The organism is Arthrobacter sp. PL16 (assembly GCF_035985055.1).
In the GTDB taxonomy this organism is placed as follows: domain Bacteria; phylum Actinomycetota; class Actinomycetes; order Actinomycetales; family Micrococcaceae; genus Arthrobacter_D; species Arthrobacter_D cheniae.
Window position 1 is genome coordinate 60547 of the sequence record NZ_JAXCIC010000010.1, and the last position, 23109, is coordinate 83655.

Annotated in this window: 21 protein-coding genes and 1 tRNA gene; 12 read left to right on the forward strand and 10 right to left on the reverse strand. The window is 66.5% G+C overall.

Annotation, left to right across the window (positions count from 1 at the left end; genetic code table 11):
* Window positions 1-5: 5 nt before the first annotated feature.
* The gene (locus RCH21_RS15750) at window positions 6-1832 is read left to right on the forward strand and encodes a thiamine pyrophosphate-requiring protein (RefSeq protein WP_326965171.1); all 1827 of its coding nucleotides are present in this window, start codon (window positions 6-8) and stop codon (window positions 1830-1832) included.
* 105 nt (window positions 1833-1937) lie between these two features.
* Window positions 1938-3599 carry a catalase gene (locus tag RCH21_RS15755; RefSeq protein WP_326965172.1) on the forward strand — a complete coding sequence of 554 codons (1662 nt, stop codon included), beginning with the start codon at window positions 1938-1940 and terminating at the stop codon, window positions 3597-3599.
* A 34-nt stretch (window positions 3600-3633) separates the two neighbouring features.
* Here RCH21_RS15755 and RCH21_RS15760 read toward each other — a convergent pair whose 3' ends face one another.
* The 3 genes from RCH21_RS15760 to RCH21_RS15770 form a co-directional block, all read right to left on the reverse strand.
* Window positions 3634-3906 (reverse strand): hypothetical protein, encoded by a 273-nt coding sequence (locus RCH21_RS15760; RefSeq protein WP_326965173.1) that lies wholly within the window; start codon window positions 3904-3906, stop codon window positions 3634-3636.
* Between the two features lie 85 nt (window positions 3907-3991).
* Window positions 3992-4897, reverse strand: a complete 906-nt coding sequence (locus RCH21_RS15765; protein ID WP_326965189.1) for an SDR family NAD(P)-dependent oxidoreductase — start codon at window positions 4895-4897, stop codon at window positions 3992-3994.
* A gap of 95 nt (window positions 4898-4992) precedes the next feature.
* On the reverse strand, window positions 4993-5373 hold the full coding sequence (locus RCH21_RS15770) for a hypothetical protein (protein ID WP_147394392.1): 381 nt from the start codon (window positions 5371-5373) through the stop codon (window positions 4993-4995).
* Window positions 5374-5515: 142 nt separating this feature from the next.
* On the opposite strand from RCH21_RS15770, the gene RCH21_RS15775 reads away from it, so the two are divergent.
* Window positions 5516-6019: a metallophosphoesterase family protein gene (locus RCH21_RS15775; RefSeq protein WP_326965174.1), complete on the forward strand. Its 504-nt coding sequence runs from the start codon at window positions 5516-5518 to the stop codon at window positions 6017-6019.
* A gap of 94 nt (window positions 6020-6113) precedes the next feature.
* A complete protein-coding gene (locus tag RCH21_RS15780) occupies window positions 6114-7442 on the forward strand; it encodes a multidrug effflux MFS transporter (protein WP_326965175.1) in 1329 nt (442 codons plus the stop codon).
* 9 nt (window positions 7443-7451) lie between these two features.
* Here the strand turns inward: RCH21_RS15780 and RCH21_RS15785 are convergent, their stop codons facing one another.
* From RCH21_RS15785 to RCH21_RS15795, 3 genes are read right to left on the reverse strand one after another with little or no spacing between them, the layout of a single operon-like run.
* Window positions 7452-8960, reverse strand: coding sequence for an APC family permease (locus RCH21_RS15785; protein ID WP_326965176.1), 1509 nt, complete (start codon window positions 8958-8960; stop codon window positions 7452-7454).
* Window positions 8957-10138 carry a glutathionylspermidine synthase family protein gene (locus RCH21_RS15790; protein WP_120149972.1) on the reverse strand — a complete coding sequence of 394 codons (1182 nt, stop codon included), beginning with the start codon at window positions 10136-10138 and terminating at the stop codon, window positions 8957-8959. Before RCH21_RS15790 ends, RCH21_RS15785 begins: the two co-directional genes overlap by 4 nt.
* Window position 10139: 1 nt before the next feature.
* The gene (locus RCH21_RS15795) at window positions 10140-10574 is read right to left on the reverse strand and encodes a tRNA-dihydrouridine synthase (RefSeq protein WP_326965177.1); all 435 of its coding nucleotides are present in this window, start codon (window positions 10572-10574) and stop codon (window positions 10140-10142) included.
* 298 nt (window positions 10575-10872) lie between these two features.
* Here RCH21_RS15795 and RCH21_RS15800 point away from each other — a divergent pair, with 298 nt between their 5' ends.
* The 4 genes from RCH21_RS15800 (at window position 10873) to RCH21_RS15815 (ending at window position 14842) form a co-directional block, all read left to right on the forward strand.
* On the forward strand, window positions 10873-11925 hold the full coding sequence (locus RCH21_RS15800; protein WP_326965178.1) for an alpha/beta fold hydrolase: 1053 nt from the start codon (window positions 10873-10875) through the stop codon (window positions 11923-11925).
* Between the two features lie 182 nt (window positions 11926-12107).
* On the forward strand, window positions 12108-13307 hold the full coding sequence (locus RCH21_RS15805) for a glycerophosphodiester phosphodiesterase family protein (RefSeq protein WP_326965179.1): 1200 nt from the start codon (window positions 12108-12110) through the stop codon (window positions 13305-13307).
* Window positions 13308-13568: 261 nt separating this feature from the next.
* Window positions 13569-13916, forward strand: coding sequence for an ArsR/SmtB family transcription factor (locus RCH21_RS15810; protein WP_326965180.1), 348 nt, complete (start codon window positions 13569-13571; stop codon window positions 13914-13916).
* A complete protein-coding gene (locus RCH21_RS15815; protein ID WP_326965181.1) occupies window positions 13913-14842 on the forward strand; it encodes a cation transporter in 930 nt (309 codons plus the stop codon). The genes RCH21_RS15810 and RCH21_RS15815 overlap by 4 nt, the downstream gene beginning before the upstream one ends.
* 148 nt (window positions 14843-14990) lie before the next feature.
* Here RCH21_RS15815 and RCH21_RS15820 read toward each other — a convergent pair.
* Window positions 14991-15064 (reverse strand) — tRNA-Thr (locus RCH21_RS15820).
* A gap of 202 nt (window positions 15065-15266) precedes the next feature.
* Here RCH21_RS15820 and RCH21_RS15825 point away from each other — a divergent pair.
* The 4 genes from RCH21_RS15825 (at window position 15267) to RCH21_RS15840 (ending at window position 20259) form a co-directional block, all read left to right on the forward strand.
* Window positions 15267-16766, forward strand: coding sequence for an alpha,alpha-trehalose-phosphate synthase (UDP-forming) (locus tag RCH21_RS15825; RefSeq protein ID WP_326965182.1), 1500 nt, complete (start codon window positions 15267-15269; stop codon window positions 16764-16766).
* Window positions 16756-17535 (forward strand): trehalose-phosphatase, encoded by a 780-nt coding sequence (otsB, locus tag RCH21_RS15830; protein ID WP_326965183.1) that lies wholly within the window; start codon window positions 16756-16758, stop codon window positions 17533-17535. The genes RCH21_RS15825 and otsB overlap by 11 nt, the downstream gene beginning before the upstream one ends.
* Window positions 17536-17667: 132 nt before the next feature.
* A complete protein-coding gene (locus RCH21_RS15835) occupies window positions 17668-18756 on the forward strand; it encodes an ABC transporter ATP-binding protein (RefSeq protein ID WP_120149871.1) in 1089 nt (362 codons plus the stop codon).
* Between the two features lie 141 nt (window positions 18757-18897).
* Window positions 18898-20259 (forward strand): DUF4032 domain-containing protein, encoded by a 1362-nt coding sequence (locus tag RCH21_RS15840; RefSeq protein WP_326965184.1) that lies wholly within the window; start codon window positions 18898-18900, stop codon window positions 20257-20259.
* Between the two features lie 60 nt (window positions 20260-20319).
* Here RCH21_RS15840 and RCH21_RS15845 read toward each other — a convergent pair whose 3' ends face one another.
* The 3 genes from RCH21_RS15845 to RCH21_RS15855 all read right to left on the reverse strand — a co-directional run bounded on the left by RCH21_RS15845 (window position 20320) and on the right by RCH21_RS15855 (window position 22824).
* On the reverse strand, window positions 20320-20826 hold the full coding sequence (locus RCH21_RS15845; RefSeq protein WP_326965185.1) for a DUF4190 domain-containing protein: 507 nt from the start codon (window positions 20824-20826) through the stop codon (window positions 20320-20322).
* Between the two features lie 100 nt (window positions 20827-20926).
* Window positions 20927-22297, reverse strand: coding sequence for an FAD-binding oxidoreductase (locus RCH21_RS15850; protein ID WP_326965186.1), 1371 nt, complete (start codon window positions 22295-22297; stop codon window positions 20927-20929).
* Window positions 22294-22824 (reverse strand): hypothetical protein, encoded by a 531-nt coding sequence (locus tag RCH21_RS15855; protein ID WP_326965187.1) that lies wholly within the window; start codon window positions 22822-22824, stop codon window positions 22294-22296. Before RCH21_RS15855 ends, RCH21_RS15850 begins: the two co-directional genes overlap by 4 nt.
* Window positions 22825-23109: the final 285 nt, after the last annotated feature.

The following is a 23109-nucleotide window of genomic DNA, read 5'->3' on the forward strand; positions in this document are numbered from 1 at the left end:
GCGCGATGGCAGAGGACGCGGAGCAGGACGTGGCAGAGGACGCGGGCTCCGTAGCCGACTTCGTGGTCCGCCACCTGACAGCCTGGCGGGTGGACAGGATCTTCGGCTACAGCGGGGACGGTATCAATCCCCTCCTCGGTGCGCTGCGTCGGGCCGGGAAGCCTGCCTTCATCCAGGCCCGCCATGAGGAGGCAGCAGCCTTCATGGCGGTGGCGCATGCCAAGTACACGGGCCGGGTAGGCGTCGTGACGGCCACGCAGGGCCCCGGCGCTGTGCATCTGCTGAACGGGCTGTACGACGCACGGATGGACAGCGTGCCCGTCGTCGCTGTCATCGGCCAGCAGAGTCGGACCGTCCTCGGCTCGGGCTACCAGCAGGAGATCGACCTGCACAGCCTCTTCAAGGACGTCGCCTCCGCGTTCCTCCAGCAGGTCTCCGACCCGGAGCAGCTACCCCTGGTCCTGGACCGCGCCTTCAAGGCCGCACTTGCCACACGATCGCCCGCCGTCGTGATCCTGCCGCACGATGTCCAGCAGGCACCGGCACCCGCGACACCCCATGAGCACGGAGTGGTGCCGTCGTCGCCCGTCTGGTCCCTGGGTACTGTCGCTCCTCGCGAGGGCGACCTGCACGACGCCGCAGCCCTCCTGAATGGGGGACAGAAGGTTGCACTGCTGGTGGGCCAGGGCGCAGCACACGCACAGCAGGAGGTCGTCGCCATCGCCGAACGGCTGGGGGCCGGCATCACCACGAGCCTGCTCGGCAAGCCCTTCGTGGACGAATCCCTCCCCTACGCCACCGGCACCATGGGCCATCTCGGTACCACCGCGAGCGCGCACCTCATGGACACGTGCGACACCCTGCTGATCATCGGCTCCAATGACCCGTGGACCGAGTACTACCCGGCACCCGGTCAGGCGCGCGCCGTACAGATCGACATCGACCCGAAGGCGATCGGCAACCGGTACCCGGTCGAGGTCGCACTGCATGGCGACGCCGCCGCAACACTCAGTTCCCTGCTGGTCCTGCTGCACCGACAGCAGGACCATTCGTACCGCACCGAGGTCGAGGAGCAAGTGGACCGGTGGCACCGCATCGCCGCAGAGCGTGCCATGACCCCGGCCGAGCCCGTGAACCCCGAGCGCGTGGTGCACGAACTGAACGCCGTGCTGCCGCATGACGCGCAGGTCGCGGTCGACGTCGGCAGTTGCGTGTACTGGTACGCACGCCAGCTCCGGCTGCCGCGCGGAGTGCCGGCCCACCTCTCCAGCACCCTTGGCTGCATGGGTGCAGGCGTTCCCTACGGCATCGCCGCGAAACTCGCCCGGCCCGAAGGCCCCGTCGTCGTGCTCGCCGGCGACGGCGCCATGCAGATGGCCGGGCTTGCCGAGCTCGTCACTGTCGCCCGGCTGTGGCAGGGCTGGACCGATCCCCGGTTCATCGTCTGCGTCCTCTCCAATCAGGACCTCGCAGAGGTCTCGTGGGAGCAGCGTGAGATGGAGGGCGAGCCGAGGTTCGGGGACAGCCAGGCACTGCCCGACGTCGACATCGCGGCGTACGCTCGCCTGCTGGGCCTCGAGGGCGTGCGGATCGAGGACCCCGACGACCTCGCGGACGCATGGCGGCGGGCCCTCGCGGCGGACCGCCCGTTCATCCTCGACGTCGTGACGGATCCGAACGTGCCGCTCCTGCCGCCCTTCCCGGCAGGGGCCGCGAAGCTCGAGGCCATGCAGGAGGCGCTCGCAGTGGAACGGAACAGCAGCGCGGCGGAACTCCTGCGTCGCTACGCGCACATCGAGGACGGCAAGGGCTCCCTGTCGACCGAACACTAAGGTTGCTGTCCACCTCCGCCTTCGGTAGCGTCGAGGGCGGACGTGGGGCCACCTGGTCGTCCCACGCTGCCCCAGGAACCCAGAGCCCGCTGCGAGGAGAAACCCATGACCGATGTCGCCAGCCAGCCACCCGCCGAGGGCGATGACCGCTCCGTCCTGACGAACCGCCAGGGCCACCAGGTCTACGACAACCAGAATTCCCGCACGGTGGGGGCCCGCGGCCCAGCCACCCTGGAGAACTACCAGCTCCTGGAGAAGATCAGCCACTTCGACCGGGAGCGCATCCCGGAGCGTGTGGTGCATGCACGCGGGTTCGTGGCCTACGGCAATTTCGAGGCGACCGGCACGTGGGGTGACGAGCCGATCGCCCGGTACACCCGCGCGAAGCTGTTCTCCGAGCCCGGCAAGAAGACCGACGTCGCCATCCGTTTCTCGACCGTCATCGGAGGCCGCGACTCCTCCGAGGCCGCACGCGACCCCCGCGGCTTCGCTGTCAAGTTCTACACCGAGGACGGCAACTGGGACATGGTGGGCAACAACCTCGCGGTGTTCTTCATCCGCGATGCCATCAAGTTCCCGGACGTCATCCACGCGCTGAAGCCGGACCCCATCACCTTCCGGCAGGAACCGGGCCGCATCTTCGACTTCATGTCCCAGACGCCCGAGTCCATGCACATGCTCGTAAATCTCTTCAGTCCCCGCGGCATCCCGGCGGACTATCGCCACATGCAGGGCTTCGGCGTCAACACCTACAAGTGGGTGAACGCCGACGGCGGAACGAAGCTCGTCAAATACACGTGGCAGCCGCACCAGGGCGTGAAGAGCCTCACCGAGGAGGACGCCGCCAACATCCAGGCGACGGAGCTCGGACACGCCTCGAAGGACCTGTTCGAGGCCATCGAGCGCGCTGACTACCCGAAGTGGGACCTGTACGTGCAGCTGATGGACGACGGCGACCACCCCGAACTCGACTTCGATCCGCTCGACGACACCAAGACGTGGCCCGAGCAGGACTTCGAACCGAAGTTGGTCGGCACCATGACGCTGAACCGCAACGTCAGCGATCACCACAACGAGAACGAGCAGCTCTCCTTTGGCACGGGGGTGCTCGTCGATGGATTGGACTTCTCGGACGACAAGATGCTGGTGGGCCGTACCTTCAGCTACAGCGATGCCCAGCGCTACCGCGTGGGACCGAACTACCTGCAGCTGCCCGTCAATTCGGCGAAGAACGCCTCCGTCCACACGAACCAGCGCGGCGGCCAGATGTCCTACGGGACGGACCTGGCGCAGGGGCAGAACCCGCACGTGAACTACGAACCCTCGATCACCGGCGGGCTGCGTGAAGGGCAGTACCCCGCTCATGACGACCAGGGCCCGGAGATCCACGGACACCTGACTCGGAAGCGCATCCCACTGACCAACGACTACCTGCAGGCGGGCCAGCGCTACCAGCTGCTCGAGCAGTGGGAGAAGGACGACCTCGTCGGCAACTTCGTGACGCTGATCGGCCAGGTCGCACGCGCCGTGCAGGAACGCATGGTGTGGCACTTCTACCTGGTCGACGACGAACTGGGGAACCGGGTCGGCGACGGCCTGGGCATCGGCCTCGACGAGATCAAGGATCTGCCGCCGCTCGCGAGCCAGACCCTGTCCGAGGACGAGCTCGCCCGCCTGAAGAACCTCGGTAACAACGGACCACGCAACGTCGAGGGCCTGACCATGACGCACTGCGTGCCGAACGAGCACGTCGTCGTCAGCCGGTAGACAGGCCGGACCACTCATGGAAAGGCGTCGGGGCCTAGCGCCGGCGCCTTTCCGCTGCGTTCCTGCTCAGCTGGGCCACTGCGGCCGCTGCGATGACGAGCGACAGCGCGACGACGACGAGCATCAGGTACAGCATCACGAGCGTGGTCATGGGCGAGGTTGCAGAATGGAGGATCCGCAACCCGCCGAGCAGCCCCACAGCCCAGAACAACCCGACCCCTGCCAATGCGTAGGCTGCACGCCTCGGACCACGATCGAAACCCATACTCCGGGCGCACTGCGCGAGGAGGCCTTGCCATTGATCCATGGTTCCATCATCGGGGGGACCGGCCCGGCCCGACGTCGGCAGCCCAGGTCGTGTCGCTCACATTGACAGGGCGCCGAGCTCGTGGTTAGCGGCCCGGGGTACGGCGCAGCCAGGGCAGCAGCCGCCAGCCACCGGTCACGCCCGTCACCTGCCGGTCGGCATCGAAGACGTTACCCGGTGATATCGGCAGCGATCCGCTCTTCAGGGCCATGGCCTGGTAGGCGCGGGCGATGACCGGCTCGTACAGCGCGGGGGCCAGGGCCCGGGCGTAGACGAACATCGACTGCACCCGCCCCACCTGTGTGAGCCGCCGGGGCCGCCGCGAGACCCGGACGATTGCACGGGCCACCCGCACCGGGTCCGTGACCGGCGGCAGGGGACGGACCGGCCTACCCGTGAAGTTGGCGGCGTGCTGGTGGATGGGGGTGTCGATCGTTGCCGGGAGGACCGCGCAGACGTGGATGTCGGGGACGTCCCGCAGTTCCATGCGCAGCACCTCGAGGAAACCGAGGAGTCCGAACTTGCTGGTGACATAGGGACTCACGAGGGGGGACGTGATACGCGAGTAGACCGAGGCCACCGACACGAGGACGCCTCGCCCCTGGCTGCGGAAGACGCGGAGCGCCGCCCGAGCCCCGTAGACCTGCCCCAACAGGTTCACCGCGATGAGCCGGTCGAAGACCTCGGAGGGTGTCTGCTCGAAGGTTCCGAAGCTGTAGACGGAGGCATTGCCCACCCACACGTCGATACGCCCGAACCGCTCGATCGCAGCCTCGGCGAGGCGGTCGACGTCGGCCTCGGAGGAGACATCCGTCCGCACGGAGATCGCTGTGGAGCCCCTGCCACGGCATTCCGCCGCAACAGCCTCGAGCGTTCCCTCGTCCCGACCTGCGAGGACGAGTTGAGCGCCGTCCTCGGCGAAGAGGCGTGCCGTCGCGCGTCCGATCCCGCTCGATGCGCCCGTGATGACCACGGTCACCGCTTCACCCATCACCCTGCCCCCTGATCGGACTGTCCGGATGATCGTTCCACAGCTCTCATTCGAGTCCTCGGCGGGGATGCGGGATCTTCAGGCGTAGGAGCCGGTCAGTGACCGCTCCGCCGGTCCTTGTCCGTCGTCACGTCCGGATCGAGCGTGTCCGCCTGTTCGACGTGGTGGGTCACTTTCTCCCGCAGCCCCTGGGCATCCGTCTGGCGCTCCTGGGCCTGCTGCCGAAGCCTCTCGGCCTCGAGTTCGGCCTGCTGCGCCTCTGCATCGGCCATCGAGGCCTTGGCTTCGCGCTCGCGCGCTTCGAGTTCCGTGGCCTTCGCCTTCTCGCGCATCTCCGCCGCGCGATGCCGATCCTTGTCCTGCTGGCGCTTGCGCTGGGCGGCACCGCGCTTGCGCGCGAGGAGCATCACGACGGCGATGACAGCCAGGAGGACGACAATCCCGACGATGATCCACACCACTTGACTTGTTTCCACTTCTGGCTCCCTCACTCGTCGACGGCGACGGGCCGCCGGGCTCATTACTAAGCGTGCTTACGAAAATGATGCCACAGGGTTTCCGCCTTGTCACGGGGTGGGCCGGCGCTGAAGTCACCCATGGCCGCAGGACAATGGTTCCATGCCCCTTTCGCTGACGATCCTGGCCGATACCCACCTGCCGAAGCGCGCGAAGATCCTGCCCGCGGAGGTATGGGCCGCAGTCGAGTCATCGGACGTCGTCGTGCACGCCGGGGACTGGACCGAGGCGCCGTTACTCGATGAACTCGAGGTCCGCGCACGCCGCCTGATCGCCTGCTACGGCAACAACGACGGCCCTGATCTCCGCAGACGCCTACCTCTGGTCGCGACGGCGGAGCTCGACGGCGTGCGCCTCGCCGTCGTGCATGAGGCGGGCCAGAAGCAAGGCCGGGAAGGTCGCATGGCAGCGCTCTATCCCGATGTCGACGTCCTCGTGTTCGGGCACAGCCACATCCCGTGGGACACCCGCGCACCGTCGGGGCTCCGGCTCCTCAATCCCGGCTCCCCCACGGATCGCCGGCGGCAGCCGTCCTGCACCTTCATGACAGCTGTTCTCGAGGCAGGTGCACTGGAGGTGACGACGCACAGTCTGCCGGTGCGCTAGCCCGGCTGCGATCCCCTGTCCAGAGGCCCGGTCAAGTGGGGATGCTTGCCCCTGCACCTGTTCGGTCAGTCAACAATCTGCCTAGGGTTTCAGGATGAGCATGACGAAGACCGGCGGCAGGACCGCCCCCTCCAGGCGTTCGAGCATCAAGTGGATCCTGATGCTCGGCGCCCTCGCCGCACTCCCGGCGATCACCACCGATATGTACCTTCCGTCCCTGCCTGTCGTCGCCGAGGATCTGGACACCACGCAGGCGGCGGCGCAGTTCACGATGTCGGGAATGCTCATCGGTGCCGGTGTCGGCCAGCTCGTGATAGGGCCCTTCTCCGACCGGTTCGGTCGCCGCCTTCCCCTGCTCATAGGTATCTCCCTGCATGTCGCAACCTCCCTCCTCTGCTCGCTCACCCCCGATATCGGCACCCTGATCGGGCTGCGGGTCTGCCAGGGGTTCTTCAACGCGGCCGCATCCGTGGTGGCCATCGCCGTCATCCGTGACCGCTTTGTGGGGTCGGACGCGGCCCGCCTGCTGTCCCGCCTGATGCTGGTCATCGGCGTGGCTCCGCTCTTCGCCCCGACGGTAGGGCAGGCTATCGCCGGGGTGTGGCAATGGCGGGCCGTCTTCTACGCGCTCGCCCTCATCGGCCTCTTCCTCGTCCTGATCGTGTGGCGCTTCATGCCCGAATCCCTCCCCCGGGAGCAGCGCCGCCCTGGCAACCCGCACCGGGTCGCGGGGAATTACGCATCCCTGCTCCGGGACCGGCACTTCATGGCCCTCGCCGTCATCCCCGGCCTCGGGCTCGCCGTGATCATGAGCTACGTCGTGGGTTCACCCTTCGTGTTCCAGGATCAGTACGGACTCAGCCAGGGGCAGTTCGCCGTCGTCTTCGCCATCAACGGCGCAGCGATCGTCGGGTCCGCCCAGCTCAATGCCGCCCTCGTGCGCCGCGCGGCCCCGATCAGGGTGCTCCGCGTCGCCGTGATCGTACAGATGGGCTGCGCCCTCATCCTGCTCGCCATCGTCCTGACGGGCTTCGGCGGGATCGTCGGGCTGGTGGCCGGGTTGTGGCTGGTCCTCGGTACGCAGGGCATGATTCCCGCCAACGCCTCCGTACTCGCCCTGCACAACTATGGGCACATGGCCGGAACAGCAGCGGCTGTCATCGGAGCCCTGCAGTCCGGCGTGGCAGGGCTGGTCAGCCCTTTCGTGGGCTTGCTCGGAGGCGATTCGGCGGCCATGGTGTGCGTCATGCTGGCCGCAGTATCACTGACGCTGCTGGTCCTTGCGACAGCGACACCCGCCTACCGGAAGGGCGGTTGGCGGGAACGGGACGGCATGGAGCCCGGGGCGACGACGACTGCCGGCGAGACCGAGGAGCGCGAGGCCGAGCAGGTCGAGGCACAGGGCCCCGACCAGCGGGGATGACCTCCCGTCTCAGCCGACTGTTCCCGGGTCTGCCGAGGCAGCCGCACGGACATCGGCGATCGCCTGATCCGCGCAGTCACGCCGTCGTCGGGAAGAGTAGTACACGGCCATCAGGGCCACGCCGAGCAGGAGTGCTCCCACTCCGATCACGAACGTCCCGCCGATACCTCCGATGACCGTTCGCCCGTAGCCCGGGTCGAGCATGGCGACCGCGGACAGGACGAAGGCCGCCGTCATCAGGAGGCCTCCCAGCAGCGGCAGGATTCCCCGGAACACCAGGTTGCGGGTGCTCGAGCGCAGCGTGTGCCGGAAGTACCAGACGCACGCGAAGCCCGTGACGCCGTAGTAGAAAGCGATGAAGAGCCCGAGCGAAGCGATCGAGTCGGCCAGGACGTTCTCGCTGACGAGGGTCAGGACGACGTAGTAGGCGGACGCGGTCACGCCCATCAGGATCGTGGAGAAGGTCGGAGTGAGGTAGACGGAGTGCACCGTCGCGAAGCGGCGCGGGAGCGCTCCGTGGGCAGCCATCGCGAGCGTCCCGCGTGCCGTGGGCAGGATGGTCGTCTGGGTCGCGGCAATGGCCGACACGAGGACCGCGACAACGGCGATCCAGGCCCACGGACCGAGCGCGGCCTCACTGATCGCGTAGAAGACGTCTGCGGCGTGCGCTTCGTTGCCGAGGCCGATCCCCTCGCTCCCCGTGCCTGCGAACATGATCACCAGCGCGCTCACCCCGGTGTAGGTGACGAGCAGCACCACCGACGAGATGATGGCGGCACGGCCCGGCGTGGTCCTCGGACTGCGCGTCTCCTCATTGAGCGCGAGGCAGGTGTCCCATCCCCAGTAGGCGAAGAGGGCAATCAGGACCCCGTACGCCGTGGTCCCGAGGCTCCCTATGGCGAACGGGTTGAACCAGTCCGCGCTGACCCGTGTGGCATCGAACGCCTGTCCCGAGGCCAGGCGCCAGGCCAGGAAGACCACGAACACCGCGAGCGCGACGTACTGGACGATGATCGTGACGCGCTGCATCTTCTCCCCGAGGTCGATGCCCCGATAGTTGGTCCAGGTCATGGCCGCGATGAACGCCACTCCGGTAGCGGTGACCAGCGCCGTGTTGGATGCAAGGCTCTCGTCCACCAGCAGCCACAGGTAGGTGCCGGCGATCTGGGCGAGGTTCGCGAGGACGACGATTCCCGACAGTGCGACACCCCACCCGCCGAGCCAGCCCGTGAACCGGCCGAAGGCGACCGAGGCCCAGGTGAACGTGGTCCCGCAGTCCGGTAGCGCGTTGTTCAGCTCGCGGTACGCGAACGCGATGAACAGCATGGGCACGAAGGCGAGGATGAATGCTGCCGGCGCGTGGACCCCGACCGCGAGGACGACGAAACCGAGGGTAGCGGCCAGGGAGTAGACGGGCGCCGTCGAGGACAGGCCGATCGAGACGCTGCCTGCAAGCCCCAGGTCGTTCCGGGACAAGCCCTTGTCCCGGAGGATCGGGAAGGACGTACCCGCGGTCATGGTGCGCCCACCGGAGGGGCGGGAGCGTTGATGACGTTCGGGACGAAGCGGCAGAAGTAGTCGGTCACGTAGCCGTCCGATTCGCGGATTCCCACGCCGACGCTCTCGCCGTCGACCACCCACGAACCGAGGACCGGCCGGTTGCCGTCCATCGACGGCAGCGGGTGCCAGGCCTGGTAGCACCAGCCCTCCGAGCCGTAGTCCCCGGGCTGCTCGAGCTCGATGCCGTAGGCATGAATACGGATGTTGTCCCCTTCGCGTCCGTGCAGCGGCTTCGCCACCCATTCGGACAGTTCACGTGGCGAGTCGAGATAGGCGGGCAGGAGGTTGGGGTGGTTCGGGTAGAGGTGCCAGAGAGCGGCGAGCAGGGCCTTGGTGGAGAGAAGCATCTTCCAGGCGGGTTCTATCCAGCGCGTCGACGTCGGCCAGGCGAGGATGTGCCTGCCGAACTCCTCCTTGATCATGAGCTCCCACGGGTACAGCTTGAACATGGTGGAGATGGGCTCGTCGTCGAGGTCGACGAAGAGCTTGCTGTCGGCGTCCCAGCCTATGTCGCCCATGTTGATGCCGACGGTGTTCCAGCCGCCCTGCATGGCGACGTCGCGCATGTAGGCGGCCGTCATCCAGTCCTCGCCGGACGTCTCGACCTCCGTATGGGCGACGTGCAGCGTGGTCAGCCCGGACGCCGCGTACAGCTTCTGCCAGGATGCGACGAGCGCTTCGTGGATGCCGTTCCACTGGTCGGACTCGGGCCGGACGTCCTGCAGCCAGTAGTACTGCGCGAGCGAGGCCTCGATGAGGCCTGTGGGGGTGTCCGCGTTGTACTCGAGCAGCTTCGCCGGGCCATAGCCGTCGTAGGCGAAGTCGAACCGGCCGTAGACGGCGGGGTCGGACTTCTCGAGGGACTCTGCCGCGAGCCGTAGTGCGTCCGCGCCGATGCCGATCGTGCCCATGGCTCCGGTGGCGAGATAACGGGCAGCGTTGAGGGACATCTCGTGCATCTCCTCGGTGACGGCTTCGAGCGTCTCCACTTCGCTCATCTCGAACTCGTAGTACGCCCCCTCGTTCCAGTATTCGATCGCCTCGCCGTCGGGCTTGATGGTCGTCGAGTAGATCAGGCCCACGCTCTCGATCTTCTGGCGCCAGTCCGGCCGCGGCGTCGAAGTGCGTCGCTTCACGTCATCCGCCAGTTCCGCCATTGCTGCTGCCGAAGCCGCCGCGCGAGACCGAGGAGGATCCGTCGGGTGTTACACCGGACCTGGACGTAGCACCGGGCGGTATGGAGTTCGTGCCTCCCGAGAGTCCGGAACCGACGGCCGGGATGCTACGGCTATTCGAACCCATGGCCAGAAAGTACCAGCCGTACAGGCCCGAGGACACGCCTCGGTCGCTGCAGCGATCGTCCTCCGCCCGTTCCTGGGTAGTGCGGTCCTGGCACACCTTCGCGTAATCGGCATCGATGACCTCGCCGTCCGGCGAACACCCGGTCAGGAGTGCGCTCGAGAGCAGGGCCGTCACTCCGAGGGCGACGCTCGAGCTCCGGCGGAGGCGTGCACTACCTGCTGTTCCGCGAACGAGTGCCCTCGCGGCGGCCGGGGGAAGCTGGGGATCCATGTCTACCTTTCTACCGGGGCTGCCCGGCTGTGTCATCGTGCTGGCTGCTCGAGTTCCATCCGCACCCTTGATATATACCCCCTGGGGGTATATCCTCCTCGTGTGGTGGCATTGCGCCCGTTCGGTTCGCAAGAAGCGCGACCGGTTCCCCGAGCGAACGTGCAGGGTCAACTCAGCGAAGACACAACACATCTGCGGGACCTCCCCTCCTTCTTCGGAAGTGACGTTGTTCGGCGAAAGGCCCGCCTTCGGGCGGGTTCACCCTTATCCCAACACCCTTGAGTCTGGAAACGTCCCCATGCCACAGGTCAGCCGTCACCTACCGCACCCTGCGTCAGAACGAACAACCGTACGACGGCGGCGGCCACGGCGCGCGCTGAAGGTCACAGGCATCATCGCTCTTGCCGCGCTGGGAGTGACTCTTGCATCCACAGCAGGCAACTTCTTCCTGGAACAGCACGAGAAATCGAGCCTTGCCCCCTACGGTGAGCTCGTGGAGGTCGCCGACGGCGCGATGAACGTCTACCGGGCCGGCACCGAAGGTGCACAACCTCTTGTCCTGCTCAGTGGCCTGGGGACAACCGCGCCCGCGCTGGACTTCGCGCCCCTGATCCGGGAACTCGACTCCTTCGACGTCATCGTCGTCGAAGGTTTCGGCTACGGCTACAGCGACCTGAGCGCACGGGAGCGGACCGTAGAGAACATCAGCACCGAGCTCCATGACGCCCTCTCCTCCCTCGACCTCGGCCAGCCCTACGTTCTGGCAGGACATTCCATCGCCGGCTTCTACACCCTCGACTACGCGAACAGGTATCCCGACGAAGTTACCGCCGTTGTCGGCATTGACCCCACCGTGCCCTTGGCCAAGGCGGGCACGGCTTCCTCGACCGGCGGCGGCATCAATGCCGGCCGGATATTATCCGCAATCGGCTTGGTCCGAACCGTGGTCTGGGTCGCACCCAGCCTGGCGGACCCGTCAAGCGACGCCGACTTCACAACGGCAGAACTCCAACGCATGCGCACAATGACGAGCTGGAACTACGGTAACGCGGCGGTCGACGATGAAGCCGCTCGAATGAGCAGCAATGCCGCAGCACTCGACGGAGTGACGTACCCCGACAACATGCCCGTTCTCAACTTCCTCTCCAGCGACAGCGTGGCCACCATTCCCGACTGGCTCGAGAAGCACGAGAACCAGCTCAAGAACGTCACTCACCACGAGATCGTCGAGCTCGAGGGCCCGCACTACCTGCACTGGACCCAATCGAAGGCCATGGCCGCGAAGATCACCGAATTCCTTCGTGAGCGCGCCATTCCCCGAGGCGCGATCGAACTGCCCCAGGGGAACTAGGACCGTCTCCCCGCAACAGAGCGACGCCACAGACGGGTCGGTGATGAATGCGGATGGGAGAAGAAGACGGGGCTTTCATCAGCAGTTCACCCGGTGTTGACCGCATGGACCGCCGCAGCATGGACCGTCGAGCGAGGGACCAACACCACGTCCGAAAGGGACATCACCTTATGGCTTATCGCTTGACCAAGACTCTCGTCACTGCTGTTGCAGGGCTGACGCTCGCCACCATCGCGCCGGCCGGCGTCGCACACGCTGCGCCCGCCGAGCGGACGAACGAGGTACCTGTCCTGATCGGACACCGCGGAGCGTCTGGCACCGCACCGGAGAACACCGTCGCTGCATTCAAGGACGGGCGCGCATCCGGAGCGGACTTCTTCGAGATCGACGTGCAACTGAGCTCCGACGGCGTTCCGTTCCTCTTCCATGACGACACGCCCGCCCGCACCACCGACGTCGAGGAGGTGTTTCCCGGCCGTGCGAACAACCCGGTCACCTCCTTCACCTGGGCGGAACTGCAACAGCTCGACGCCGGCTCCTACTTCAGTGACAAGTACGTAGGCGAGCGCATCCCTCATCTGGACGATGCCGCTCAGGTCGCGACGACGCAGACCGGCGTGTACATCGAGATCAAGTCACCCGTCTACTCGCCCGGGATCGAGCAGATCGTTGCCGACGAACTGCGCAACGATCCGACGTGGAGCCGGCTGGTCGCAGCCGAGAAGATCCAGGTCCTCAGTTTCGATGAGGCGTCGAACCGTCGTTTCGCCGCTATCGCGCCGGAGGTCGAGTTGCAGCAGCTCACCGGTGTGGTGCCGACGCGCGCGGTCGTCGAGTCCTGGGCGACCTTCGCGGATTCGGTGGGCACGGACTACCGAGTGCTCACGCCGCAGAATGTTGCCGATGTCAAGGGCTCGGGTTTGATCCTCGGTGTGTACACGGTGAATTCACCCGAAGCCGTGCAGTATTCGCTGGACCTGGAAGTCGATGCGGTCACCACCGATTTCCCGATCGAGAATCAACGCTTCCTTCAGGGCCAGCCGATGTTTCCCGGCGCGGGCGTCGAGGTCACCAGTTCGGTGAACAACCCCGTCGGGGACGACGTGCAGCCCGAGAACGGCGAGTACGTGCTGCTTCGCAACACCTCGGCAGCAAACGTTGACGTGAGCGGGGCGATCATCCGCGATGCAGCCAGCAGCATCCTGACGGTCGGTGACGGCTACGTCCTGGCTCCAGGCGCCGAGCTGCGCGTCTACACCGGACCCGGAACCAACTCCGCGCAGGCCTACTACAACGGCGGCAGCGTTTCCGTGCTGAACAACGGCGGCGATTCGGTTGCGCTGTGGATCGGCACGCGACTGCAGGACGTCTTCGCGAACTAGTCCCTGCGGCGTCGGACTCCATGAGTGCCCGCCGGCTTGATCCGAGCCGGCGGGCACTAGGGGTGCGCTTGACCAGTTATCGGAACAAGAGCAGTCGATCGAATCCCGACCCGACACCGCCCATGCCGTGACAGCCCGTCACGCCGACGGACGATGGCAGAGGATGAACTACACGCCGCCCGCTGACCTGATCGGTGAGCAACCGGAAGGCTGACCGGTTCGCCACCATCCTCGGTACATGGGTCGATGTACCATCGAAGGGTGGAAATCATCACCCAGTCCTCCGTTCTGGCCCGGTTCGGCTACGCACTGTCGGACCCCACCCGGTCCCGGGTCCTGCTGGCCTTGCGGGAGGCGCCGTCCTACCCGGGTGACCTTGCCGAGATGGCAGGGGTGAGCAAGCAGAGCCTGTCCAACCACCTGACCTGCCTGCGCGGGTGCGGACTGGTGGTCGCCGTCCCTGAGGGCCGGCGGGTTCGCTACGAGCTCGCCGACCGGAAGCTGGGCGATGCCCTCACCTCGCTCCTCGAGGTCGTCGCAGTCCGCGACCCCGAGTACTGCTGCACCACGACAAGTACCCACGTCGATGGAATGGCGTGCTGCTCATGAACACCCACACCTCATCGCACCGGGCGCCGGCAGCCCGGCGGGCGTCCACGGCTGGGCGGAGGGTGGTCCTGTCCCGCCGGATCCGGCTCTTGGTCGCGGCGACGATCACCTACAACGTCGTCGAAGCGGTCATCGCGATCAGTGCCGGCAGGATCGCGTCCTCGAGCGCCCTGATCGGTTTCGGCCTGGATTCCATCGTCGAGGTCCTCTCCGCTGCCGCCGTCGCCTGGCAGTTCGCCGGACGCGACCCCGAGGCGCGGGAGAAGACCGCGCTGCGCCTGATCGCGTTCTCCTTCTTCGGCCTCGCGGCGTTCGTGACCTTCGACGCCGTGCGGACCCTGCTCGGCGCCGGCGAAGCCCAGCACTCGTTGGTGGGCATCATCCTCGCCGCGGTCAGCCTCGCCGTCATGCCGTTCCTGTCCTGGGCCCAACGAAGGGCGGGACGCGAACTCGGCTCCCGGTCCGCCGTAGCCGATTCCAAGCAGACCCTGCTCTGCACCTACCTGTCCGGGGTCCTGCTCGTCGGACTGCTGCTCAACAGCACCCTCGGCTGGTTCTGGGCCGATCCGATAGCCGCACTGGTCATCGCCGCCGTCGCCATCAAGGAAGGCCGCGAAGCGTGGAAAGGCGACGCCTGCTGCGCGCCGACCTTCGGAACACCCGCAAACGACGGTAGCGCTGATACGTGCGGGAACATGCCGGCCGGCGGCACGGACTCCTGCTCCAGCACCGACACCACTGCAGAAGCGGTCACGCCAATGAGGAGCGCCTCCACGGAACCGGTTGCGTCGACGTTGACGACCCGGCCCTCAGGAACCGGTGCCACGGCAAGTACGCCAGCAGACCCTGACGTGGAGAAAGCCACAACGTCCTGCGCCTGTTGCACCCACGACCAGAGCGCCGCAGCAGGTCCGATCCTGCAATGACCGACGCGCTACCCTGACGCGGATCGACATCATGCGCGACCTGGACTGCGACCCGTATGCGGAATGCCCTCATCGGGCTCCATGCAAACCGCCCACAGCACGACAAAACCCTCCTGCAAGGTGATTACTTGGTCAGGAGGGTTCGACGAGCCTCCTGTCGGATTCGAACCGACGACCCCCGCTTTACAAGAGCGGTGCTCTGGCCAACTGAGCTAAGGAGGCGTGCTGGCCGGGCCAGCGGGCGTCGTCGTGCTCTGAACAAGAGCACTCTGAGCGCTCAATAAGGGTAGCCCAGCGCCGGCGTCGCGGAAAATCGGACTCCCCCTCGCACGTCGCCCACCACGCTCCCAGGGTGCACCAGCCGGCGACGACCGACCGCTGACGGTACAACCCGATAGAGTCATCCGCAGACCGAACTACTGCGATGGAGCCAGTTTTGAGCGCAGCACAACCTTCCACCACACCGGGCGTGAACCCCTCGTTCCCGACCGACGGGCAGTTCGGCGATTTCGACTTCATCGTCGTCTCGAATCGGCTCGCCGTCGACCGCGTGGTGGACGAGCACGGTGAGAGCTCCTGGCGTCGCTCCCCGGGCGGCCTGGTGACGGCACTTGCGCCCGTGATGGCCAAAGCCGACGGCGCCTGGGTCGGCTGGCACGGCGCCCCGGACGAAACCCTGGAACCCTTCGACGAATCCACCATGCACCTGGTTCCCGTGCCGCTCAGCGCTGAGGAGGTCGAGCTCTATTACGAGGGATTCTCGAACGCAACCCTCTGGCCGCTGTATCACGACGTCATCGCATCTCCCGAATTCCACCGCACCTGGTGGGACTCCTACCGCAAGGTCAACAAGCGCTTCGCGGAGGCGACAGCCTCGGTGGCCGCAGAGGGTGCCACGGTCTGGGTGCAGGACTACCAACTGCAACTCGTGCCGAAGATGCTGCGGCAGGCACGTCCGGACCTGAAGATCGGTTTCTTCAACCACATCCCGTTCCCTCCGCTGGAGATCTACGCACAACTCCCGTGGCGGAGGCAGGTGATCGAGGGGCTCCTCGGCGCGGATCTCATCGGTTTCCAGCGGCCGAGTGACGCGAGCAACTTCCTCCGCTGCGTCCGCCGGTTCAAGGGCTACACGATCAAGGCCCAGCAGGTGCAGATACCGCAGGGTGACGACGGCGTCCCCGCCTACGTCTCCCGAGCCGAGGCATTCCCCATCTCCATCGACACCGCGTCCATCACGGAGTTGGCCGAGCGTCCCGATGTGATCGAGCGGTCCCGCGAGATCCGGCGTGAACTCGGCGATCCCCAGTACATCCTGCTCGGTGTCGACCGGCTCGACTACACCAAGGGCATCGGTCACCGGCTGAAGGCCTACGGGGAGCTGCTCGAGGACGGCGCGATCACCGTCGAGGATGCCGCGCTCATCCAGGTGGCGAGTCCGAGCCGCGAGCGCGTGGAGCAGTACCGCCTACTCCGCGAGGACATCGAGAGTGCCGTCGGCCGCATCAACGGCACGCACGACACCATGAAGAACACCGCTATCCGCTATCTCCACCACAGCTACCCCGTCGAGGAGATGGTGGCGCTCTATCTGGCCGCCGACGTCATGCTCGTCACGGCGCTCCGCGACGGCATGAACCTGGTGGCAAAGGAGTACGTCGCGGCTCGCACGGGCAACACAGGCATGCTCGTCCTCAGTGAATTCGCGGGTGCGGCGGACACCCTCCGCCAGGCGATCCTCGTCAATCCGCATGACATCGACGGCCTGAAGAGCGCCATCGTGTCTGCCATCAACATGCCGAAGACCGAGCGGATGCGGCGGATGCGGCTCATGCGGCGGCAGGTCGTCCATAACGACGTCGAGCGCTGGTCGCAGGCCTTCCTCGACGCCCTGCATCTCGAGAGCGCCGACCATGGCGCTTGAGGCGGACCTTCGTGCTGCACTGAAAGCCCTCGCCCGGACGCCCCACCTCCTGGTCGCGCTCGACTTCGACGGCACACTGGCGCCGCTGGTGGAGCGCGCCGAGGACGCGCGCCCCCTTCCCGCCTCCGAGGCGGCACTCCGTGCACTGGCCGGTCTCCCCGACACGACGACGGCGCTGATCTCGGGCCGCGCGCTCGACAGCCTGCGCGCCGTCGCGAACCCGCCCGAGGTCACCATGATGATCGGCAGCCACGGCGCCGAGACCTGGACCGGGCCCGATGGTGATCCCCTCGCGCTGACACCTGCCCAGGTGGATCTTCGCGCCCGTGCTATCGAGGTCGTCGAACGGATCGTGGCCGCGCACCCCGGGACCCGCATCGAGTTCAAGCCGGCCGGCGTCGTACTGCACACCAGGACCGCCGACGACGACGTCGCCCGGTCCGCCGTGGCCGCAGCGCGGACGGAACTCGCCCAGCTCGACGGCCTCAGCGTCACCGACGGCAAGCGGGTGCTCGAGACCTCGGTGGTCAAGGCGGACAAGGGCCAGGGGCTCGCTGTGCTGCGTGGAGCCTCTGGCGCGACGGCAGTCCTGTTCGCGGGCGACGACGTCACGGACGAACACGCCCAACGGACGCTGGAACCGGGGGATATCGGCATCCGGATCGGCCCCGGCGAGACGGCCGCGGCCTTCACCGTCGCAACACCCGAGGCTTTCACAGAGGTGCTGGAGGAGCTGGTGTCCTTGCGTACGTCAGGTGCGCGCGGCTAGGGATCGTGTCATACTACGGGTGCGCGGCCATGGCCACCGGTACTGCTGGCGGGTCGCTCACCACAACTGAATAATCTTCCATTCACTACGGATCGTCGGGCACGTACCTGCCCGTGAAAAGGAACCAACACCATGGCAACGGTAACGTTTGACCAGGCTACGCGCCTGTACCCGGGCACCGAGAAGCCCGCCGTCGACAAGCTGAACATCGACATCGCGGACGGCGAATTCCTCGTCCTCGTCGGGCCCTCCGGTTGCGGAAAGTCCACCTCCCTGCGCATGCTCGCAGGACTCGAGGACGTCAACTCCGGACGCATCCTCATCGGTGACCGCGACGTCACGGATGTTCCCCCGAAGGATCGCGACATCGCGATGGTCTTCCAGAACTACGCGCTCTACCCTCACATGTCCGTCGCCGACAACATGGGCTTCGCGCTCAAGATCGCCGGCGTCTCGAAGGAGGAACGTGCCGAACGCGTCCGCGAGGCCGCGAAGCTCCTCGACCTCGAGGACTACCTCGACCGGAAGCCAAAGGCACTCTCCGGTGGCCAGCGCCAGCGCGTCGCCATGGGCCGCGCGATCGTGCGTAACCCTCAGGTCTTCCTCATGGACGAGCCCCTCTCCAACCTCGACGCGAAGCTCCGAGTGCAGACCCGCACCCAGATCGCCTCGCTGACCCGCCGCCTCGGGGTCACCACGGTCTACGTCACGCACGACCAGGTCGAGGCCATGACCATGGGTGACCGCGTCGCGGTCCTCAAGGACGGAATCCTCCAGCAGGTCGACACCCCCCGCAACCTGTACGAGCGGCCCAAAAATGTCTTCGTCGCCGGCTTCATCGGGTCTCCCGCCATGAACCTCCTCGAACTGCCCGTCACGGATGGCGGCGTCCTCTTCGGCGGCATCGTCTACCCGGTCCCCGGCAATGTCCTGGAGGCAGCGGTCGGCAACACCGTCACGCTCGGTGTCCGGCCCGAGGACCTGGTTCTCTCGGCCGCGGGCGAGGGCCTGCAGGTCGAGGTCGACGTCGTCGAGGAGCTCGGCGCTGATGCTTACATCTACGGCCACACCACGCTCGACGGCAAGAACCATGACATGGTCGTCCGCGTCGACGGCCGCCGCCCGCCGATGAAGGGTGACAGCGTGTACGTCCGCCCGGAGCAGGGTCACGTGCACCTGTTCGATACCACGAACGGACTCCGCCTGGCCGAGACGGTCTAGCTTCCTCACGGACTGCGCATCACGATCGAAGCGGTGGCGTCCGCCGGGCATCCTTATGGGGCCCGGTGGACGCCACCGCTTCGTTAACGCCAACTACGCTTGACGCAGGACCCTTTTCCGCTCTGACCCGAAGGCAGCACCATGACCGAGACCTCGAACGCCCAATGGCATGACGAGCCGACAGACTACGACCAGGCGGGCAAGCTGCCGCGACTGCGCTCCGCCTCCTCGGAGAGTCCGAACCTGGGCTCCCTGAACATCACTGCCGCTGCGACGGATCCCGAGTTGCTCGACCTTCCGTGGCATGTGGCCCTCGAGCAGTGGCCGGCCAGCGCCCTCGCTGCCCTGCCCCGCGGAATCTCGCGCCACATCGTGCGCTTCGCTCACCTGGGCGGTTCCGTCATCGCGGTGAAGGAGACCAGCGAGCACATCGCCCGCCACGAGTACCACATGCTGCGCAAGCTGCAGCGACTGGATGTGCCCTGCGTCGAACCCGTAGCCGTCATCTCCGGCCGCACCACACCCGAGGGCGATGAGCTCGATCCGGTCCTGGTCACGCGACACCTCAAGTTCTCCCTCCCGTACCGGGCCCTTTTCTCGCAGACGCTGCGCCGCGACACCCTGACACGGTTGATCGATGCCCAGGCATTGCTCCTCGTCCGCCTCCACCTCATCGGGTTCTACTGGGGTGACGTCTCCCTCTCCAACACCCTCTTCCGCCGTGACGCGGGGTCCTTCGCCGCCTACCTCGTGGACGCGGAAACCGGCGAACTGTATCCGGAACTGTCGACAGGACAGCGCGAGTACGACCTCGAGATCGCCCGCGTCAATATCGCCGGCGAACTGATGGACCTCGCCGAGGGCGGGCTCATCGAAGAGAAGGTGGACCCGCTCGCGACGAGTGAGCTGATCATGGACAGCTACCGCCGCCTGTGGACCGAGCTGACGGAGAAGGAATCCTTCGAGCTCGGGGAGCGCTGGCGCGTGGGCGCCCGCATCCGTCGGCTCAACGAACTGGGCTTCGACGTCGAGGAGTACGCGATCAAGACCGAAGCCAACGGCACACAGATCCAGCTGCAGCCCAAGGTCGTCGATGCCGGGCACCACAGCCGTCGCCTCCTGCGCCTGACCGGCCTGGACGCACAGGAGAACCAGGCGCGGCGCCTGCTCAACGATATGGACGCCTACCGCGCGGACAACAACCCGACGCTCGACGAGGAGTTCAGCGCCCACCTCTGGGTGAACGAAGTGTTCGAGCCTATCGTCCGGGCCGTGCCCCGTGAACTCGGCGGGAAGCTCGAGCCCGCGGAGGTGGTTCACGAGGTCCTGGAGCACCGGTGGTACATGTCCGAGCGTGAGGACAGGAACGTGCCGATGGCCGAGGCCGTGCAGTCCTACCTCGACGACGAACTGCGGCACCGACGCGACGAGGCCGAGATCATGCTGACTGCCGATTCCAGGACCATCGGCATCGATGAGGACTCGGGGTACGAGGACAACTAGGTCTTGAGAAAAGAGGAACCGGCAACCAATGGCTGCCGGTTCCTCTTCACATCCGAGGTGCTACGGGCAGGTGATCGTCTGGCCCTGCACAGTGACGGTCTCACCGGAGGCAACACCCTCACAGGCCGTGGCGACTTCCTGGATGAGCGGTGCGGCTGCGGCAACGAGTCCGATGATCAGGATCAGACCGATGGTGAAGAGCACGCCGATGATGATTCCGGCGAGGGCGAACCCGTTGCCCATTCCGGCCTTGCGGGACTTCACGAACGCCACGATGCTGATGATCAAGCCGACCGGGGCGATGAGGATGGCAAGGATGAATCCGACGATTCCCAATGTGCGGCCCGGGTTCTCCGCGGGTTGGCCCTGGTAGCCCTGCTGACCGGGGTAGTTGTTCCCACCCTGCTGGCCGTAGGGCGACTGACCCTGCTGGCCATAAGGAGTTGGATTCTGCTGACCGTAGGAGCCCGCATTCTGACCATACTGCGGCTGGTTCTGCCCATATTGCGGCTGGTTCTGCTGGCCGTAGGGCGAGTTGCCCTGCGATCCTGGATTGTTGTCAGACATGCTGCTCCCCGAGGCGTGATGGACAGTGACGGTGATTTCCGGCATTTTCTTGAACATTATCACTGGGCGACGGCGTCCCTCCGACCCCCCGAGGCAACGATCAGGAGACGATCGCCTTTCCCGGATTGAGGATGCCGAGTGGATCGAAGACCTTCTTGATCTCTGCCTGGAGCCGGAGGACCTCGGGTGATTGCTCCCACGCGAGCCACCGCCGCTTGTACTGCCCGACGCCGTGCTCACCGGTAATGGTCCCGCCGAGGTCGAGCGCACAGCGGATGGACTCGTCGAGCGCCGCTTCCAACCGCTCCTGCGCCTCGGCTCCCTCACTTCGCTCGACCCAGAAGGTGGGGTGCAGATTGCCGTCCCCCGCGTGCGCCACCACTTTCAGCTGCACGTTGTGGCGTTCCGCCATCGCCTCGAGTGCAGCGACGTAGTGCACCAGTTGCGACTTGGGCACGGCGACGTCCTCCCCCACCCGGTAGAGGTCGTCGACCTCATCGCCCCTGCTGTGCCGCCTCAGGTCGACCAGTCGGTCCGCTTCCTCCGAATCCTCCTCGCTGACGCTTGCGCCCAATCCGACGAGCGCGGTCCGGATGGCTTCTGCCTCTGCTGCAGCGCCGTACCCGTCCGTCCTGACGAGGAGCAGGGAGCCGCCGCGGCTCCGGAGATCGGAACCATGCGCGCCGTCGAGTGCCTCGAGCGTCCTTCCGTCGAGGAGCTCGAGGATTGCCGGTTGCACCCGGGCACGGCCGATAGCGAGCACGCCGGCAGCTGCAAGGGGAAAGTCGTCGAAGAAGGCGGCCAGGGTATGGACGGACCGCGGCAGGTAGCGGAGCCGCACGGTGATCCCCACGATGACGCCGAGTGTGCCCTCGGAACCCGTCATCAGCGCCGTGAGGTCATAGCCGGCAACCCCCTTGAAGGTCCGGTGTCCGGTGCTGATCAAGGTGCCGTCGGCCAGCACGACGTCGAGGGCCAGGACCGAGTCACGGGTGACACCGTACTTGGCGCACCGTAACCCGCCGGCGTTCGTGGCGACATTCCCGCCGATGGTCGACCACCGGTAACTGGCTGGATCCGGCGCATACATCAGTCCGTACTCGGCAACGGCATCGTTCAACTCGGCGTTGATGACCCCCGCTTCGACAACCGCGGTCTCGTCATCGGCGTTGATCTCCAGGATCCTGTTCATGCGCTCGAGCGAAAGGATGACACTGCCCGTTGTCGCGTGCGCACCCCCGGAGACTCCGGACCCCGCGCCACGGCTGACGATCGCTACGGCGTGACGGGTCGCCCAGCGCAGGAGCGCCTGAACGTCCGCGACGGTGTGAGCACGGACCACCGCGCCGGGAAGGACCGGCTCGAGCACCGGGCCCTGGTCCCGCGAGTACAGGGTCAGGTCGGCAGGGGCCGTCGACACACGACCCGGCAAGGCCCCGTCCAGTTCAGCAAGCGACGCCGCGTCGATCATGATCCCCCCATGAAACGCCGGTACCGGCCCAAAGCGGATGGCCAGAACTCCCGATAGAAGTCGTACAGGTCCTGTGGGTCGCCGCTCGTCCAGCCACTGTGCGTCAGGTCCAGCGTGGCACCGGAGATGCGGTCCGCATCCTCGACCGGCTGCACGCCGGGTGCGGAGCGGTGCCCCACCGAACTCTCGTCCGGTGTCATCTCCAAGCGGAGTTCCGTCGTCGAGTCGGAACCCGCGTGCCGCCACTTCAGTTCAAGCCAGTGCCCCGGCCTGGTATCGACAACCTCACCCCAGACATTCTCGTCATCCTGCGCTGACGTCTCGACCAGGGCGTTGTCCTCGAGGTCGAAGAAGCTTCCCTCTCCCCACCGGCTCAGCTCATCGGCAGGCCACCATAGATGGAGGTGCTCGGTCAGTCCGGCCCAGGCGTGATCGGCGGGAGCCGGCACCGTCACAGCCACTCGCAGGTCCTGCCTGTCACTCAACTCATCGTCAGCCTCGGGAGGGTGCGAGAACAATCCGCTCATGGTTCGACATTACCGCTGAGCGGGAATGACCTCCTACCGCCGTCCCGACACCTGAAGCGGTCGAGTGCCTGCTTGGGCGACCCGCCTGGGACCGGGCTACCTGGGTGGCGGGCCAGCCGTGTGCGCCCGGACGGGCCTGGGGCATTGGGCCTAGCTGCCGCGTGGGTGACGGGCTGTGTGGTGCTGGTGTGCCCGTAGGCCTGGGTGCCCTGGTGGTGGGGTTAACGTACGGAAGGCCCCGCACCTGGTGGTGTGGGGCCTTTCGTGTAATGGTTGTCCGGCGGT